The sequence below is a fragment of the Pseudomonas sp. MWU16-30317 genome (genome assembly GCF_020515695.1).
In the GTDB taxonomy this organism is placed as follows: domain Bacteria; phylum Pseudomonadota; class Gammaproteobacteria; order Pseudomonadales; family Pseudomonadaceae; genus Aquipseudomonas.
On sequence record NZ_JAIWJA010000010.1, the window covers coordinates 185,842 to 200,272 of the forward strand.

General features: G+C 65.5%; 11 protein-coding genes. 9 read left to right on the forward strand and 2 right to left on the reverse strand.

Annotation, left to right across the window (positions count from 1 at the left end; all coding sequences use genetic code 11):
• Window positions 1-231: 231 nt before the first annotated feature.
• Window positions 232-588 carry a hypothetical protein gene (locus tag LIX93_RS24455; protein ID WP_226506645.1) on the forward strand — a complete coding sequence of 119 codons (357 nt, stop codon included), beginning with the start codon at window positions 232-234 and terminating at the stop codon, window positions 586-588.
• On the opposite strand, the gene LIX93_RS24460 is transcribed toward LIX93_RS24455, so the two are convergent.
• Entirely contained in the window at window positions 575-1,813 is a 1,239-nt protein-coding gene (locus LIX93_RS24460; protein WP_226506646.1) for a type II toxin-antitoxin system HipA family toxin, read from the reverse strand. The genes LIX93_RS24455 and LIX93_RS24460 overlap by 14 nt on opposite strands.
• Complete coding sequence (locus LIX93_RS24465; RefSeq protein WP_226506647.1) at window positions 1,810-2,061, reverse strand: helix-turn-helix transcriptional regulator; 252 nt, start codon at window positions 2,059-2,061, stop codon at window positions 1,810-1,812. Before LIX93_RS24465 ends, LIX93_RS24460 begins: the two co-directional genes overlap by 4 nt.
• A 245-nt stretch (window positions 2,062-2,306) precedes the next feature.
• Here LIX93_RS24465 and LIX93_RS24470 point away from each other — a divergent pair, with 245 nt between their 5' ends.
• From LIX93_RS24470 to LIX93_RS24505, 8 genes are all read left to right on the forward strand, one after another.
• On the forward strand, window positions 2,307-3,266 hold the full coding sequence (locus LIX93_RS24470) for a MoxR family ATPase (RefSeq protein WP_226506648.1): 960 nt from the start codon (window positions 2,307-2,309) through the stop codon (window positions 3,264-3,266).
• 9 nt (window positions 3,267-3,275) lie between these two features.
• On the forward strand, window positions 3,276-4,220 hold the full coding sequence (locus LIX93_RS24475; protein WP_226506649.1) for a DUF58 domain-containing protein: 945 nt from the start codon (window positions 3,276-3,278) through the stop codon (window positions 4,218-4,220).
• A complete protein-coding gene (locus tag LIX93_RS24480) occupies window positions 4,217-4,708 on the forward strand; it encodes a DUF4381 domain-containing protein (RefSeq protein ID WP_226506650.1) in 492 nt (163 codons plus the stop codon). Before LIX93_RS24475 ends, LIX93_RS24480 begins: the two co-directional genes overlap by 4 nt.
• Complete coding sequence (locus LIX93_RS24485; RefSeq protein WP_226506651.1) at window positions 4,701-5,780, forward strand: VWA domain-containing protein; 1,080 nt, start codon at window positions 4,701-4,703, stop codon at window positions 5,778-5,780. The genes LIX93_RS24480 and LIX93_RS24485 overlap by 8 nt, the downstream gene beginning before the upstream one ends.
• Entirely contained in the window at window positions 5,777-7,618 is a 1,842-nt protein-coding gene (locus LIX93_RS24490) for a VWA domain-containing protein (protein ID WP_226506652.1), read from the forward strand. The genes LIX93_RS24485 and LIX93_RS24490 overlap by 4 nt, the downstream gene beginning before the upstream one ends.
• Window positions 7,615-9,249: a BatD family protein gene (locus tag LIX93_RS24495; RefSeq protein WP_226506653.1), complete on the forward strand. Its 1,635-nt coding sequence runs from the start codon at window positions 7,615-7,617 to the stop codon at window positions 9,247-9,249. The genes LIX93_RS24490 and LIX93_RS24495 overlap by 4 nt, the downstream gene beginning before the upstream one ends.
• A 76-nt stretch (window positions 9,250-9,325) precedes the next feature.
• Window positions 9,326-10,561: an exonuclease SbcCD subunit D C-terminal domain-containing protein gene (locus tag LIX93_RS24500; RefSeq protein ID WP_226506654.1), complete on the forward strand. Its 1,236-nt coding sequence runs from the start codon at window positions 9,326-9,328 to the stop codon at window positions 10,559-10,561.
• Window positions 10,558-14,340, forward strand: a complete 3,783-nt coding sequence (locus LIX93_RS24505; RefSeq protein ID WP_226506655.1) for an AAA family ATPase — start codon at window positions 10,558-10,560, stop codon at window positions 14,338-14,340. The genes LIX93_RS24500 and LIX93_RS24505 overlap by 4 nt, the downstream gene beginning before the upstream one ends.
• The last annotated feature ends 91 nt before the right edge of the window (window positions 14,341-14,431 follow it).

The following is a 14,431-nucleotide window of genomic DNA, read 5'->3' on the forward strand; positions in this document are numbered from 1 at the left end:
CAACCTTGTGTCCAAGGGGAGAAATATATACGGCGCACCAGCTTAGAAGACCGGCCCGACGATAACTTGCGGGGATGCGACATTTTGAGGCATTGACGGGTTGCACTTGGTGAAACCCTCGGCGATGGCGCTGATTTCGAGGGCCCGCCCGCGAAGAGGCCATCAGCACCAGCACAAATCAAAGAAAACTGGCAAAATCCCCAGCTCGCTCCCATGCCCCGGACCCGCCCCATGAAACTCGACGTACTGCAGCTGCTCGCCAACCCTTGCGACGATGAAGAAGACAACATGGCCATGCTGTGCTGTTACGGCCTCATGGGCGAGCTGTTCCTCATGACGCGGTTCCCGGATGAGGACGAGATCGAAATCACCTTCGGCGAAAACGACCCGCAGTTGGTGCGCGACATCAAGGTCACCCTCAGCGCCGATCAGTTGCTGATCGAAGTGGCGGCTGTCGATGCCGGGCTGTTCAACGGCCGCGACACCCTGGACATCGGACACTCGACCGATGCCGCCGACCTGCCTGAGGTACTGGAAACGCTGACCAATATCCTGAAGGGCACCGGGACGCTGGTCAAAGGCCTGTAACCCCGACCTGAGCGTCCTGATCAGCAAACGTCTGACGGAACAATCCGGTGCAATGCGCGATGGCCGCAGCGACTTGCGGCATTTGCCCGGCCAATGCCGCGTTGGCGCTGAGGGACGCCTCGACAGCCGCGATCAAGTCGCGCAACCGCTGACGGGGCTCGACCACATCGCACGTTTTCGCCAGCGACAATATCCCTAGCCGCGATCGAAACAGACTCTTGGAGCCGTCGAGCGTCAGGGCCAGGGAGTCTTCAGGAATATAGGCGGTGGTATTGACGATGTCGTAGGCGGGCGACAGCTTGGCGTCCGCGCCCAGTGGATCGGTATAGAGCAAGCCGAAATTCTTCAGATGCGCATCGCCATTGCCGACCATACAGCTCAAGGCAACGATATCGAAGAACTGCCGCAACGATGACTGAACCTGCTCTGGCGCGCAGAACAGTCGAATCGCCCGGGCAATCTTCTCGTAGCTGGCGCCGTATTTTTGCTCGGTACCGACGCCGGTCAATACTGCCATGTCCTCGAAACCCAAGGGTTGCTGATGCTTGTCACGGTCGAAACGGCGCATGACGAACAGCTTGCGATTATCCGACAAGAAAAACGCCGGCACCGGCATGCCTGCCCGGCGCGCTGCATCCATGCACAGGAATTCGTTGATGGCCAACCCAGGGAAATCCTCACGCCCCGCCTTCACGATCAGTTCCGGTGTCAGCAGGGTCGCCTTGGGATCCGCCGTCATGTCCTCGGGCACCAACACCTTGGGCTGAATTCCGGAAATGCCCGCGCGCAGGATGTACTTGTCGACCAGTTGGGTAAACAGGTCCTCGGCGCCGTCCCAGGCCAGCAAATCAGCCAGGCGCTCGCCGCGGGGCATGACGCCTCGATCGAGCAGCGCATCCAGCGCCGGTGACTGCACCTGCACCCGGCCGATAGGCGAACCGCTGCCCGTCAACGCCAGCAGGAGCATGGGGTCGAGCGTCGCCGTCTTTGCCAGCCGATGGCGCAGTTGCTCCAGCACATACCCCTCGGGCAGGTTCATCTGGAACACCGGATGCAGCGTGCGATTGAGGTAAGGCATGTCACGCACGGCCATGGTCAGGCTGATCTGCGCCTCGTCTGGCACGCCTATGCCGTAGCGGAACAGATAGTCGCCATCCCTTCCCTGCGACAACTCCCCACAAGCCCCTTGGGCAGTCAAGACGCGCACGCGATCAAGCTCGCTCATTTAAACACCTCGCGCAGCTCTTCGAAGGTGGGCTTGCGTGCGGGCACGATTTTCACCTCGGAGCTCATGGCGGCGATGACCTTGGCGTAAAAGAACATCGACACCGTCGGTTTGCCTTTTTCCATTTCGGCCAGCTTCTGCCGCGTGATGCCAGCACGCTCAGCCAGCTCGATCAAGGTCATGCCGCGCTGCTGACGCATGCCGCGTAATTGGTCGCCAAGGCGCTCGATAATAAGGACAGGATCCATGTTTGTTACCTTTACGTAACACCGTATATTGAATGTAATCTATAGATGACATCTCAACCTGTCCATGCATGTGACGTTTGCATAACAAATGGTTCGTTATGTTACGCCTAAATAACATTTAAGCTCGCTTTCGCCGCTTCGCTTCACTATTTCCATCGCCCCTCAACCGGAAATCCATTAAAGTAGTGGCCCCCTGCCCAGCCGCGCCCCGCCCGCTCGGCACTTCTCTCCAGGAACCTTCGACGATGGAACATCGTGAAGCGCTCATCGCGCTGCGCACCTTTCTCTCCACCCAGATTCTGGGCCAGGAAAAACTCGTCGAACGTTTGTTGATCGTCTTGCTGGCCGACGGCCACATGTTGGTCGAAGGGGCACCGGGGCTGGCCAAGACCAAGGCCATCAAGGAATTGGCCGAAGGCGTCGAGGCGCAATTCCATCGCATCCAGTTCACCCCCGACCTGCTGCCTGCCGACATCACCGGCACCGAAATCTATCGGCCCGAGACCGGCAGTTTCGTGTTCCAGCAGGGGCCGATCTTCCACAACCTGGTGTTGGCCGACGAAATCAACCGTGCGCCCGCCAAGGTCCAATCGGCCTTGCTCGAAGCCATGGCCGAGCGTCAGGTCAGTGTCGGGCGCAGCACCTATGACCTGTCGCCGCTGTTCCTGGTAATGGCCACGCAGAACCCCATCGAGCAGGAGGGCACCTATCCGCTGCCCGAAGCCCAGCTCGATCGCTTCCTGATGCACGTCAAGATCGGCTTCCCGGATGCCGCCGTCGAGCGACGCATCCTCCAGCAAGCCCGCGGCGAAGCCCTCAATGGCGAGACCAAGCCCGAGCGCCGGGTCAGCCAACAGGCCATCTTCGCCGCACGCAAGGAGATCCTCGGCCTGTACATGGCCGATGCGGTGGAGGAGTACCTGGTGCAATTGGTGATGGCCACGCGCACCCCGGCCAAGTTCGACGCCGAGCTGGCCGAATGGCTGGCCTATGGCGCCAGCCCGCGCGGCTCGATTTCGCTGGACCGCTGCGCCCGCGCCCACGCCTGGTTGGCCGGGCGCGACTTCGTCAGCCCGGAAGACATCCAGGCGGTGCTGTTCGACGTGCTGCGCCACCGTATCATCCTGTCGTTCGAAGCCGAAGCCGCCGGGGTTGACCAGGATCGGGTGATCCAGCGCATCCTCGATGTGGTAGCGGTCGCCTGATCCTGCCCCATGCCTAGCTCACTGCCCTCCGCGCCCGGTATCCGCGTCAGCCTCCAGGAGCTGATCGAGATGCGTCATCGCGTGCGCGAAGTGCAGCTGTTCTCCGGCCCCGGACAGCGCAGCCCGCTGGTGGGGCTGCATCACTCCAAGCTGCGCGGGCGCGGCGTCGACTTCGACCAGGTGCGGGTCTATCAGGCCGGCGACGACGTGCGCAGCATCGACTGGCGCGTGACGGCGCGCACCCAGGAGCCGCACACCAAACTGTTCCATGAAGAACGCGAGCGGCCGGTGTTCATCCTCGTCGAACAGAGCCGCCAGCTGTTTTTCGGCTCGGGGCTGATGTTCAAATCGGTGCTCGCCGCCCAGGCCGCAGCGCTGATTGGCTGGGCCACGCTTGAGCACAACGACCGCATCGGCGGGCTGGTCTATGGCGACCACGAGCATTACGAGATCAAACCACGGCGCAGCAAGCAGAGCCTGTTGCAACTGCTCAACCGGCTGGTGCACGTCAATCACTCGCTGAGCACCGATGCGCGGCCCGAGCCCGACTCCCTCAACCTGGCCTTGCGCCGCGCCCGCGAGGTGCTGCGCCCCGGCAGCCTGGCCATCGTGCTGTGTGACGAGCGCGCCCTGACCGACGCCGCCGAACAACAGCTGAGCCTGCTGGCGCGGCATTGCGACCTGCTGCTGTTGCCGGTGTCCGATCCGCTCGATCACGCCCTGCCCGCCGCCGGCCTGCTGCGCTTCGAACAACGCGGTGCGCGGCTGGAACTGGACACCCTCAATCAAGACCTGCGCCAGGCCTACCGTGCCCAAGGCGAGGCACGGGTGGCGCGCTGGGAGCTGCTGGCGCAAAAACTGCGAGTGCTGTTGATGCCCCTCAGCACCCAGAGCGAAATGATCGAGCAATTGCGCGAATACCTCAACCCGCAACGCCCGGTGAGCCCCGCGTGAGCGCCCTCGACCAACTGCAGCCCTTGATGCTGCCGCCGGCCGTCAGCGCCTGGCCGCTGGCACCCGGCTGGTGGGCGCTGCCGGTCTTCGTGGGCGTGCTGGCCTGGGGTCTGTGGCGCGCGCGCGGGCGCTGGCAACGCGCGCCCGAACCCGAGCGCAGCGAGCTCCCTCTCGACCCGGTACGCCTCGAAGCCCTGGCCCAGCTCGCCGTCATGCCGCGGCCCTACAGCGCCCCGGCCGGGGAGTGGCTGCAACAGCTCAACGCCCTGCTCAAGCGCCTGTGCCGCAACCATTACCCCAACGCCAACAGCCATACGCTCAACGGCCGCGAGTGGCTGGCGTTCCTCGACAACCGCTGCCCGGCAGCCGGCCTCACGCGCTGGATGATTCTGGTCGAGGGCGTCTACAAGCCTGAATGCAAACTGGACGACAAGGCCATCAATGGCCTGTATCAGTCGATCGACACCTGGATTCGCAAGCATGTTTGATCTCGCCTGGCCGTGGATCTTCATCCTCCTGCCACTGCCGTGGCTGATGCGCATCCTGCTGCCCGTGGCCGACAGCGGCGAGCCGGTGCTCAAGGTCGGTTTCCTCGACGAACTCGAAGGCCTGGCCGGGCGCCGCGCACGCATCAACCTGCCCGCCTGGCGCCAGCAACTGCCCTATATCCTCCTCTGGCTGTTGCTGCTGTGCGCCGCCGCGCGCCCGCAATGGCTCGGCGCGCCGTTGCCGATCGCCGCCAGCGGCCGCGACCTGCTGGTGGCGGTGGACGTGTCCGGCTCCATGGATTACCCCGACATGCAATGGCAAGGCGAAGACGTCAGCCGCCTGACCCTGGTGAAAAACCTGCTGGGCGACTTTCTGGAGAACCGCACCGGCGATCGCGTCGGCCTGATCCTGTTCGGCAGCCGCGCCTACCTGCAAGCACCGCTGACCTTCGACCGGCGTACCGTGCACACCTGGCTCGACGATGCCCAAGTCGGTATCGCCGGCAAGAACACCGCCATCGGCGATGCCATCGGCCTGGCCCTCAAACGCCTGCGCCAACGTCCCACCCAAAGCCGCGTGCTGGTGCTGGTCACCGACGGCGCCAACAACGCCGGCGAGATTCATCCGCTGACTGCGGCGCGCCTGGCGGCACTGGAACACGTGCGCATCTACACCATCGGCATCGGCGCCGACCCCGATCAGGAAAGCGCCATCGGCCTGCCCGGCGTCAATCCGAGCCTGGACCTCGACGAACCGACCCTCAAGCAGATCGCCAGCCTCACCAATGGCAGCTATTTCCGCGCCCGCGACGGCGCCGAACTGCAACGCATCGGTGCCAGCCTCGACCTGCTTGAACCCGTGGCCCAGCAGCCCACCGAAGCGCGCCCGGCGCAGGCGTTGTACAGCTGGCCACTGGCGGCCGCGTTGCTGCTGAGCATGCTGCTGATACTGCGCGAGCACTGGCCGGACAACCCCTTGCAACGGCTGCTGGCCAAGCGGCGCTTTTTGCCGGTGGCCACCCCGCACTGGCGCGAACGCCTCGATCGGCTGCGCCTGCGGAGGCACAAATGAGCGAGCCATGGCCGTTCTGGTTTCGTCCGCTATGGCTGCTGGTGTTGCCGCTGGCGCTGTGGCTGCTCTGGCGCCTGTGGCATCGACCGCGGCGCAGCGGGCGCTGGCAGGCGATTCTGCCGCCGGCCTTCCATGCGGTATTGCTCGGCGGCGGCAGCGGGCGCACCAGCAAACTGCCATGGGCGCTGTTGGCCCTGGCCTGGCTTCTGGCAATCGGTGCGCTGCTGGGCCCCAGCTGGCAACGGGTCGAACAGACCACGCAAAAACCAGCCGACCCGCTGGTGGTGCTGTTCGAGCTGACCCCGGAAATGCTCGCCGCCGACGTCAGCCCCAACCGCCTCGAAGTCGCCCGCCGCAAGCTGCTCGACCTGCTCGAAAGCCGTGGCCAGGCGCAGACCGCGATCATCGTCTACGCCGGCAGTGCCCATGTGCTGGTGCCGCTGTCCGACGACCTGATCACCAGCCGCAACCTGCTCGACGCGTTGATCCCCTCGATCATGCCCGAGCCCGGCCAGCGCGCCGATCTGGCCGTGGATCGTGCCTTGGCGCTGCTCAAGCAGGCCGGGCTGGGCCAGGGCCGGCTGCTGCTGATCGCCTCCTCGCTGAGCGATCAGGAGCGCGACGGCCTGCACCGCCGCCTGGGCCGCAACACCCCGCCGCTGTTGATGATCGGTATCGGCACCTCGGAGGGCGCGCCCGTCACGGAGGAAAACGGCGAGCTGCTCAAGGATGCCTTGGGTGGCATCGCCCTGCCGCGCCTCGACAGCGCCAGCCTCGACCACTTCATCGACTCCCTGGGTGGCCATTATCGCCAGGCCCGGGTCGACAGCCTCGACTTGCGCGAACTGGGCCTGCTCGATGCGCCCCACAGCCGGCAGAATCTGCAAAGCACCCTGCAACTCGACACTTGGGAAGACCAGGGCTACTGGCTGCTGTTGCCGCTGCTGTTCCTCGCCGCCTGCGCCGGAAGACGCGGCTGGTTGTTCTGCCTGCCGTTACTGTTGTGCCTGCCACAGCCCAGCTACGCTTTCGACTTCAGCGACCTGTGGTGGCGCGCCGATCAGCGCGGCCAGCAACTGCTCGAAGCGCAACGCCCGGCCGCCGCCGCGAAGCAGTTCGAAGATACCCGCTGGCAAGGCGTGGCACTTTACGAGGCCGGCGATTACGCCGGGGCCCTGGAACGCTTCGCCAAAGACGACACCGCGGCCGGTCACTACAACCGCGGCAACGCCCTGGCCCACAGCGGCGACCTGACGGCGGCGCTGGATGCCTATGATCAAGCCCTGGAACGTCAGCCCGACCTGCAACCGGCGCTGAAAAACCGCCTGCTGGTGCAGCGCCTGCTCAAGGCTCGCCAAGCCCGCGAGCTGGCCGAAGCGCAGGCACAAAAAGCTCGCGAACAGGCCGCCCAGGGCAACCCGTCGACGCCTCCCGATGCCGGTGCCGGCGAAGGCGCCAGCAGCGCGGCCACTGCCGATAGCAGCGCCAGCAATCGCAATGCCGCGGGCGCCGATGACGGCGCGGCGGCTCCGAACAGCCCGCCCACCGCCAGCAGCGCCCCGCCCGCCACTGCACCGAGCAATCCGAACAACGGCGCTCTGGCCCCCAATCGCCCGGCAACGCCACCGACCAAAAACGCGCCTCCCGACAGCAGACAACTGGCGGACGCCACGGAACCAGCGCCCAAGGCCCCCGCCGCGCCGCCCGATCAGGACCTCAATGGCGAACAACGCCAGGCCCTGGAACAATGGTTGCGACAAATCCCCGACCACCCCTCAGAATTGCTTCGCAGAAAATTCTGGTACGAACAGCAACAGCGTCAGGACAACCCCCAATGAGCCGCATCAGCGCCTTGCTCTCGATCGTCATCCTTGCCCTGCTGGCCAGCGTCAGCCAGGCCGCGACCCTGGTGGCCAGCGTCGATCGCACCCGCCTGGCCGTCGGTGAGACCTTCGAGCTGACCCTCGCTTCAGACGACTTCACCCAGTTCGGCAAACCCGACCTCACTGCCCTGCAGGCCGACTTCGAAGTGCGCGACACGCGCCAGATCAACCACCTGACCGGCCTCAACGGCGACGCCCCGGCCACCACCCGCTGGATCATCACCCTGGTGGCGCAGCGCGCTGGCAACCTGAGCATCCCGTCGCTGCAATTGGGTGACGCCCACAGCCAAAGCATCACCCTCACCGTGCTGGCGGCCGATGCGCCCGGCAAACAGAACGCGGCGCCGATCTTCATCGACGCCAGCCTCGATCAAGACCAGGTCTACGTCCAGGCCCAAGCACTCTTGACCCTGCGCGTTTACCACTCCGTGGCGCTGTATGACGACAGCAGCCTCACCCCGTTGCAGATCCCCGACGCGCGCATCGAGTCGCTGGGCCCGCCGCGCACCTATGAAAAACTCATCAATGGCGTGCGCCATGGCGTGATCGAATGGCGCTTCGCAATCTACCCGCAGCGCAGCGGCGAACTGTTGATTCCGGCGTTGGTGTTCAGCGCCACCCCGGCGCAAATGAATGCCGCCGACGACCCTGCCAGTGCTCAGCCGGGCAAGCTGGCCCACGTCAGCTCGGCGCAGATGCCGCTGGAAGTCAAAGCCAAACCGGCGGCCTACCCGGCCGATGCGCCTTGGCTGCCGGCGCGCAGCCTGGCGCTGGAAGAAAGCTGGAGCCCGGAACCTGAGCAGAGCCAGGTCGGCGACTCCCTGACCCGAACCGTCACGATCAAGGCCGATGGCCTGGCCAGTGCGCAGTTGCCACCGCTGCCCGGCGCCGAGGTCAAAGGCCTGCGCCGCTACCCCGACCAGCCGCAACTGAGCAACACCAACAGCGAGCGCGGCCTGATCGGCAGCCGTGAAGAACGCACCGCACTGGTTCCGACCCGCAGCGGCGAAATCGACCTGCCAGCCATCGATGTGCTCTGGTGGAACACCCGCGAAGATCACCTCGAACACAGCAGCCTGCCCGCGCGCAGCCTGCAGGTCAGCGACAGCCCGAGCCTGGCCGTCGACACCCCGGCCGGTGACACCGCCGCGCAAAGCGCCACCGCCAGCGCCTTGTGGCCGTGGAAGCTGGCCACCTTGCTGCTGACCTGCACCACCGCGCTGGGCTTCGGCCTGTGGTGGCGCGCTCGCTCGCAACCGGCGATCCAGCGCGTCGCGCAAACGGGCCCGAGCCCGCGTACACTGCTCGACGATCTCAAGCGCGCCAGCCTGGCCAACGATCCACAGGCCACGCGCCAGGCGCTGGACGCCTGGGCCCGCCAGCAGCCGGAAACCCTGGCCGACATGGCCGCCCGCTTCGTGCCGCTGTCCAATGCCCTGGACGGTCTCAACGGCGCGCTGTACAGCGAGGCCGGGCAGTTCTGGCAAGGCGAGGCGCTGTGGCGCGCCATTGGCACCATCCCGGCCAGCGAACGGCGGCAGACGCCAGGCGGCGACCCCGGCCTGCCGCCGCTCTACCCCAAATAGTCATTCTTCTCCTGTGGGAGCGGGCTCTACCCGCGAAGGCATCACCGCCACACAGAGGAACCCCGACAGGATTCCCATGCGACTGTTCCACACCTCCGACTGGCACCTGGGTCAAAGCCTCCACGGCCAGGACCGCGACTTCGAACACGGCTGCTTTCTCGATTGGCTGCTTGGCCAGCTCAAGCACCGCCAGCCCGACGTACTGCTGATTGCCGGCGATATCTTCGACACCGTCAACCCGCCGGTCAGAGCCCAGGAGCGGCTCTACGACTTCATCGTCGCCGCCCACGAGCAGCAACCGCAGCTGACCATGGTAATGATCGCCGGCAACCACGATTCCGGCTCGCGCATCGAGCTGCCCGCCCCGCTGATGCGCCGCTTGCGCACTCACGCCTTGGGCCGCGTGCTGTGGCTGGACGACGGTCAGCTCGACGCCGAGCGTCTGCTGTTGCCGCTGCCCGATGCCAGCGGCAAGGTCGCCGCCTGGTGCCTGGCCCTGCCGTTCCTGCGCCCGGCGGAAGTCACCGGCCTGCATTTGGGCGACGACTACCTGAAGGGCATTGCCCATGTTCACGAATCCCTGATCAAAGCCGCCAATGCTCGCCGCGAGCCCGACCAGGCGCTGATTGCCATCAGCCACGCGCACATGGCCGGCGGCAGCGTGTCGCTGGAATCCGAGCGCAGCCTGATCATCGGTAACGCCGAAGCCCTGCCTGCCAGCCTGTTCGACGCTAGCATCGCCTACGTCGCCCTCGGCCACTTGCACAAGCCCCAGCAGGTCAACGGTGAATCGCGGATCCGCTACAGCGGCTCGCCGATCCCATTGTCATTCTCCGAGATCGCCTACAAGCACCAGATCCTGCAGATCGAATGCCAGGGCGAGCAATTGGTAAGCGTCGAAGCGCTGCCCATTCCCCGCGCGGTGGCCCTGATGCGCGTCGGTCCCTTACCTTTGGCCGAGCTGATTAAGCGTTTGAGCGAGTTACCCGATCTCGACCTGCTCGCCGACCCCGAGCGCCAGCCGTGGCTCGAAGCGCGGGTGATCCTCGACGAACCGCAACCGGACCTGCGCCACCAGATCGAAACCGCCCTGCAGAACAAAGCCGTGCGCCTGGTGCGCATCGCCGCCGAATACGCCGGCCGCGGCCGCCAGGAGGATGACGACGGCCCGCTGATCGAGCTCGGCCAGCTGAGCCCGGTAGAACTGTTCAGCCGCGCCTGGCAGGACAGCTACGGCAGCGCCGCCGATGACCAGGCCCTGAGCGATTTCGCCCTGCTGTTGCAGGACGTGCAACTGGAGAGCGAAGCATGAAGATCCTCGCCATCCGCCTGAAAAACCTCGCCTCCCTGGCTGGCCCGATCGAAGTCGACTTCACCGCCGAACCCTTGGCCAGCACCGGCCTGTTCGCCATCACTGGCCCCACCGGCGCCGGCAAAAGCACTCTGCTCGACGCTCTCTGCCTGGCGTTGTTCGGGAGCGTGCCGCGCCTGGGCAACCTCAAGCGCGAGACCAAGGTGCCAGACGTCGACAGCGACATCGGCTCCGACGACCCGCGCACCTTGCTGCGCCGTGGCAGCGGCAGCGGCTTTGCCGAGGTGGATTTCGTCGGCATCGATGGCCGTCGCTACCGCGCCCGCTGGGAAACCAACCGCGCCCGCGACAAGGCCAACGGCAAGTTGCAGAACAGCAAACAGAGCCTCTACGACATCGACGCCGAGCAAGTGCTGACCAGCCAGAAGCGCGAGTACGAGCTGCTGATCGAGGCGCGCCTGGGGCTCAATTTCGAGCAGTTCACCCGCGCCGTGATGCTCGCCCAAAGCGAGTTCAGCGCCTTCCTCAAGGCCGACGACAAGGACCGCAGCGAGCTGCTCGAAAAGCTCACCAACACCGCCATCTACAGCCAGCTCGGGCGCCGCGCTTTCGTCAAGGCACGCGAAGCCCAGGACGCGCACCGCCAGCTCGAATCCGAAGCCGTCGGCGTGCAACCGCTCAGCGAAGACGAGCGCAGCCTGCTCGATCAGCAGTTCAGTGAAGCCCAGCAGCAACTCGAAGCGCAGCGCGGTCAACTCAAGCAGCTCGACCAGCAACGCCAGTGGCTGGCCGAATTTCTGCGCCTGCACACCCAGGTCAACGAGGCCGTCACCCAACAGCAGCACGCCCAAGGCCAATGGCAGGCGCTCGCCGGCGAACGGCTCGACCTTGGCTTGCTGGAGCAACTGGGCCCGCAGCGCCATCTGTTCGCCCGCCGCCAGGTGTTGCAGGCGCAGTTGACGCCCCTGGCCGAACAGCTGCAACAGATGCGCGAACGCCAACGCCGGCTGAGCAGCGAACAAGCCCAACTGCAAAGTGCCGGTGAGCAAGCGCGCCAGGCCTTGAGTGCGGCCCAGGCGCAACAAAGCGATTCGGCACCGCGCCTGCGCCAGGCGTTCGAGGCAGAGCGCGATCTGGCCCGCATGCAACAAGAGGCCGACGCCCTGCAAGCTCAGGTCGCGACTCACCACCAACAGAGCGAGGCCGGGCAAAAAAGCCTCGACGATCTGCTCGCCCGTCAGCAACTGAGCGTCACCACCCTGGAGCGGCTGCAGGGCGAGCTGGAAAAATCCGCCGAACTGGCACCGCTGGCCGACGCCTGGAGCGCCTGGCGCGATCGGTTGCAGGCCTACTTGCTGGTGCACAACCGCATCGCCCAGGGCAGCACCGAACTGGCCCAATTGCAAGCGCGCGCCCAGCGTACCGGCGAGACCTTGGCGGCCCAGCGCAATACCCTCGAGGTGCTGTACCGCGAGGCCGATACCGAGCCTGACGCCGTCGCCGAGCAGGTGCAGATACTCGCCAGCCTGCTGCAAGACAACCGCAAGCAACACCGCGCCTTCGAAGAACTGTCGCGCCTGTGGGCCAGCCTGCAGGAACTCGACCGCCGCGCCGCCGCCTTGCAGGAAGATCAAGCCACCGCCCAGCAGCAACGCGAGCAACTCACCGGCGAAGGCTTGCAGACCCGCGACGCCTTGCAAGTGGCCGAGCAGGCCCTGAGCGTCACCCGCGCCTTGCTCGAGCGCCAGCGCCTGGCCCGCAGCGCCAGCGTCGAAACCCTGCGCGAGCAATTGCAGAGCGACGAACCCTGCCCGGTGTGTGGCAGTACCGAGCACCCTTGGCATCAACCCGAGGCTCTGCTGCAGGACATGGCCGTACACGACGAGCAGGAAGGCGCCAGCGCACAACAGACGGTGGATGCCCTGAAAGAAAAGGTCGTGGAACTGCGCGAGCGCGTCGGCAGCGTGATCGCCCGCCAGAAGGATTTGCTGCAACAACAGGAACGCCTGCATCAGGAACGCAGCGCGCTGCTGCCGACCCTCGAAGCCCACACGTTGGGCAGCGCATTGCTGGATCGCGACGCGCCCCAGCGCGATGCCTGGCTGAACCAGCAACTGAGCCATCTCGACCAGCAGATCCGCCAGGACGAAGTGCGCCAGAACGCCCTGCTGACCCTGCAACAGGATGCCGCGCGCCTGCAGCAGGAACTGCGCGCCGCCACCCAGGCCAGCGAAACCGCCAGCCAGCAACTGGCCGAGCAGCAAAGCCAGCTGAACAACGACCAGCGGCGCCTTGATGAAGACCGTCAGGCATTCGCCGCCGTGTTGCCGCCCAGCTGGATGGAAGGGCTGGTCGTGGATGCCGCCACCACCTTCATGCAGCTCGATCGGCAAGTGGCCGAGCGCCTGGCCGGCGCGGAGCAACATCGTGACGAACACAACGAGCAGCTCGAACGCCAGCAACTGATCGACCGCCAACAACTGCATCAGCAAAATGCCGCGCAGCAACTGCAAGCGCTACAAACCCGCCTTGGCGAGCAGACGGCTCAGTTGCAGACCGTGCGCGAACAGCTGCTGCAACTGCTGGCCGAACACCCCAGCGCCGAACACTGGCAACAGCATCAACAGCAAGCGGTCGAACAAGCCCGCACCGCCCAGACCGAAAGCGAACAGCGGGTGCAGGAGATCGACCGGCAGTTGCTGCAACTGGCCACCGAACTCAAGGGCAGCGACGAACGCCTGCAGGCAATGACTGAAGAAAGCCAGACCCTGGCCGGCGACATCGAACAGTGGCGCGCGCGCCATGCCGAGCTCGACGACGATGGCGTGGCTCGGCTGTTGAGTGTCGATGACGCGCAGTTGCAGGCGCTTCGGCAACGCCTGCAGGCCAGCGACAAGGCCATCGAACAGGCCCAGGTGCTGGTCGCCGAGCGCGAGCAACGGCTGCAGGCCCACGCCGCAGCGCATAGCCCCGCCGTGGCAGCGGAAGCTGCCCCAGCCCCGACTGGCTCAACGGCTGTGGAAACGGGCGAAGGAGCCATCCTTGACATCCCTCCAAGCCCCGCCGTGTCCATCCCGACACCTTGCTGGCCAGAGCCCAGTCCCACAGAGATTCAGGCATTCGGCGAACAGCTCGAGCAGGCCCTCGCGCAGTTGCAATCCGCCGTGCACAGCAGCGAACAGCACAGCGCCGAGCTGCGCGCCCGCCAGGTCGACGATCAACGCCGACGCGACGCCAACCAGGCTCTCGCGCAGCGCATCGCCCTGGCCTATGCCGAATACCAGCGCTGGGGCCGTATCAGTGCGCTGATCGGTTCAGCCAGCGGCGACACCTTCCGCAAGATCGCCCAGGCCTACAACCTCGATCTGCTGGTCCACCATGCCAACGTGCAACTGCGCCAACTGGTGCGCCGCTACCGCCTCAAACGCGGCGGGAGCATGCTCGGGCTGTTGGTGATGGACACCGAGATGGGCGACGAACTGCGCTCGGTGCATTCGCTGTCGGGGGGTGAAACCTTCCTGGTCTCGCTGGCCCTGGCATTGGGACTGGCGTCGATGGCGTCGAGCACGCTGAAGATCGAATCGCTGTTTATCGACGAGGGCTTCGGCAGCCTCGACCCCGAGTCGCTGCAACTGGCCATGGACGCCCTCGATGGCCTGCAGGCCCAAGGCCGCAAGGTCGGGGTGATTTCCCACGTGCAGGAAATGCACGAACGCATTCCGGTGCAGATCAGGGTGATACGGCAGGGGAATGGGCTCAGCACAGTGGAAGTCGGCTAAGCCCGAAAACGCTTTCGCGGGCAAGCCTTGCTCCCACAATGGACTGTGGGAAAGGCTTGCCCGCGAAGACGTCATTTCAGCCAACGCCATT

Coding starts and splice junctions, on each gene's coding strand:
- LIX93_RS24455 (WP_226506645.1), top strand. CDS start 232: ATGAAACTCGACGTACTGCAGCTGCTCGCCAACCCTTGCGACGATGAA.
- LIX93_RS24460 (WP_226506646.1), bottom strand. CDS start 1,813: ATGAGCGAGCTTGATCGCGTGCGCGTCTTGACTGCCCAAGGGGCTTGT.
- LIX93_RS24465 (WP_226506647.1), bottom strand. CDS start 2,061: ATGGATCCTGTCCTTATTATCGAGCGCCTTGGCGACCAATTACGCGGC.
- LIX93_RS24470 (WP_226506648.1), top strand. CDS start 2,307: ATGGAACATCGTGAAGCGCTCATCGCGCTGCGCACCTTTCTCTCCACC.
- LIX93_RS24475 (WP_226506649.1), top strand. CDS start 3,276: ATGCCTAGCTCACTGCCCTCCGCGCCCGGTATCCGCGTCAGCCTCCAG.
- LIX93_RS24485 (WP_226506651.1), top strand. CDS start 4,701: ATGTTTGATCTCGCCTGGCCGTGGATCTTCATCCTCCTGCCACTGCCG.
- LIX93_RS24490 (WP_226506652.1), top strand. CDS start 5,777: ATGAGCGAGCCATGGCCGTTCTGGTTTCGTCCGCTATGGCTGCTGGTG.
- LIX93_RS24495 (WP_226506653.1), top strand. CDS start 7,615: ATGAGCCGCATCAGCGCCTTGCTCTCGATCGTCATCCTTGCCCTGCTG.
- LIX93_RS24500 (WP_226506654.1), top strand. CDS start 9,326: ATGCGACTGTTCCACACCTCCGACTGGCACCTGGGTCAAAGCCTCCAC.
- LIX93_RS24505 (WP_226506655.1), top strand. CDS start 10,558: ATGAAGATCCTCGCCATCCGCCTGAAAAACCTCGCCTCCCTGGCTGGC.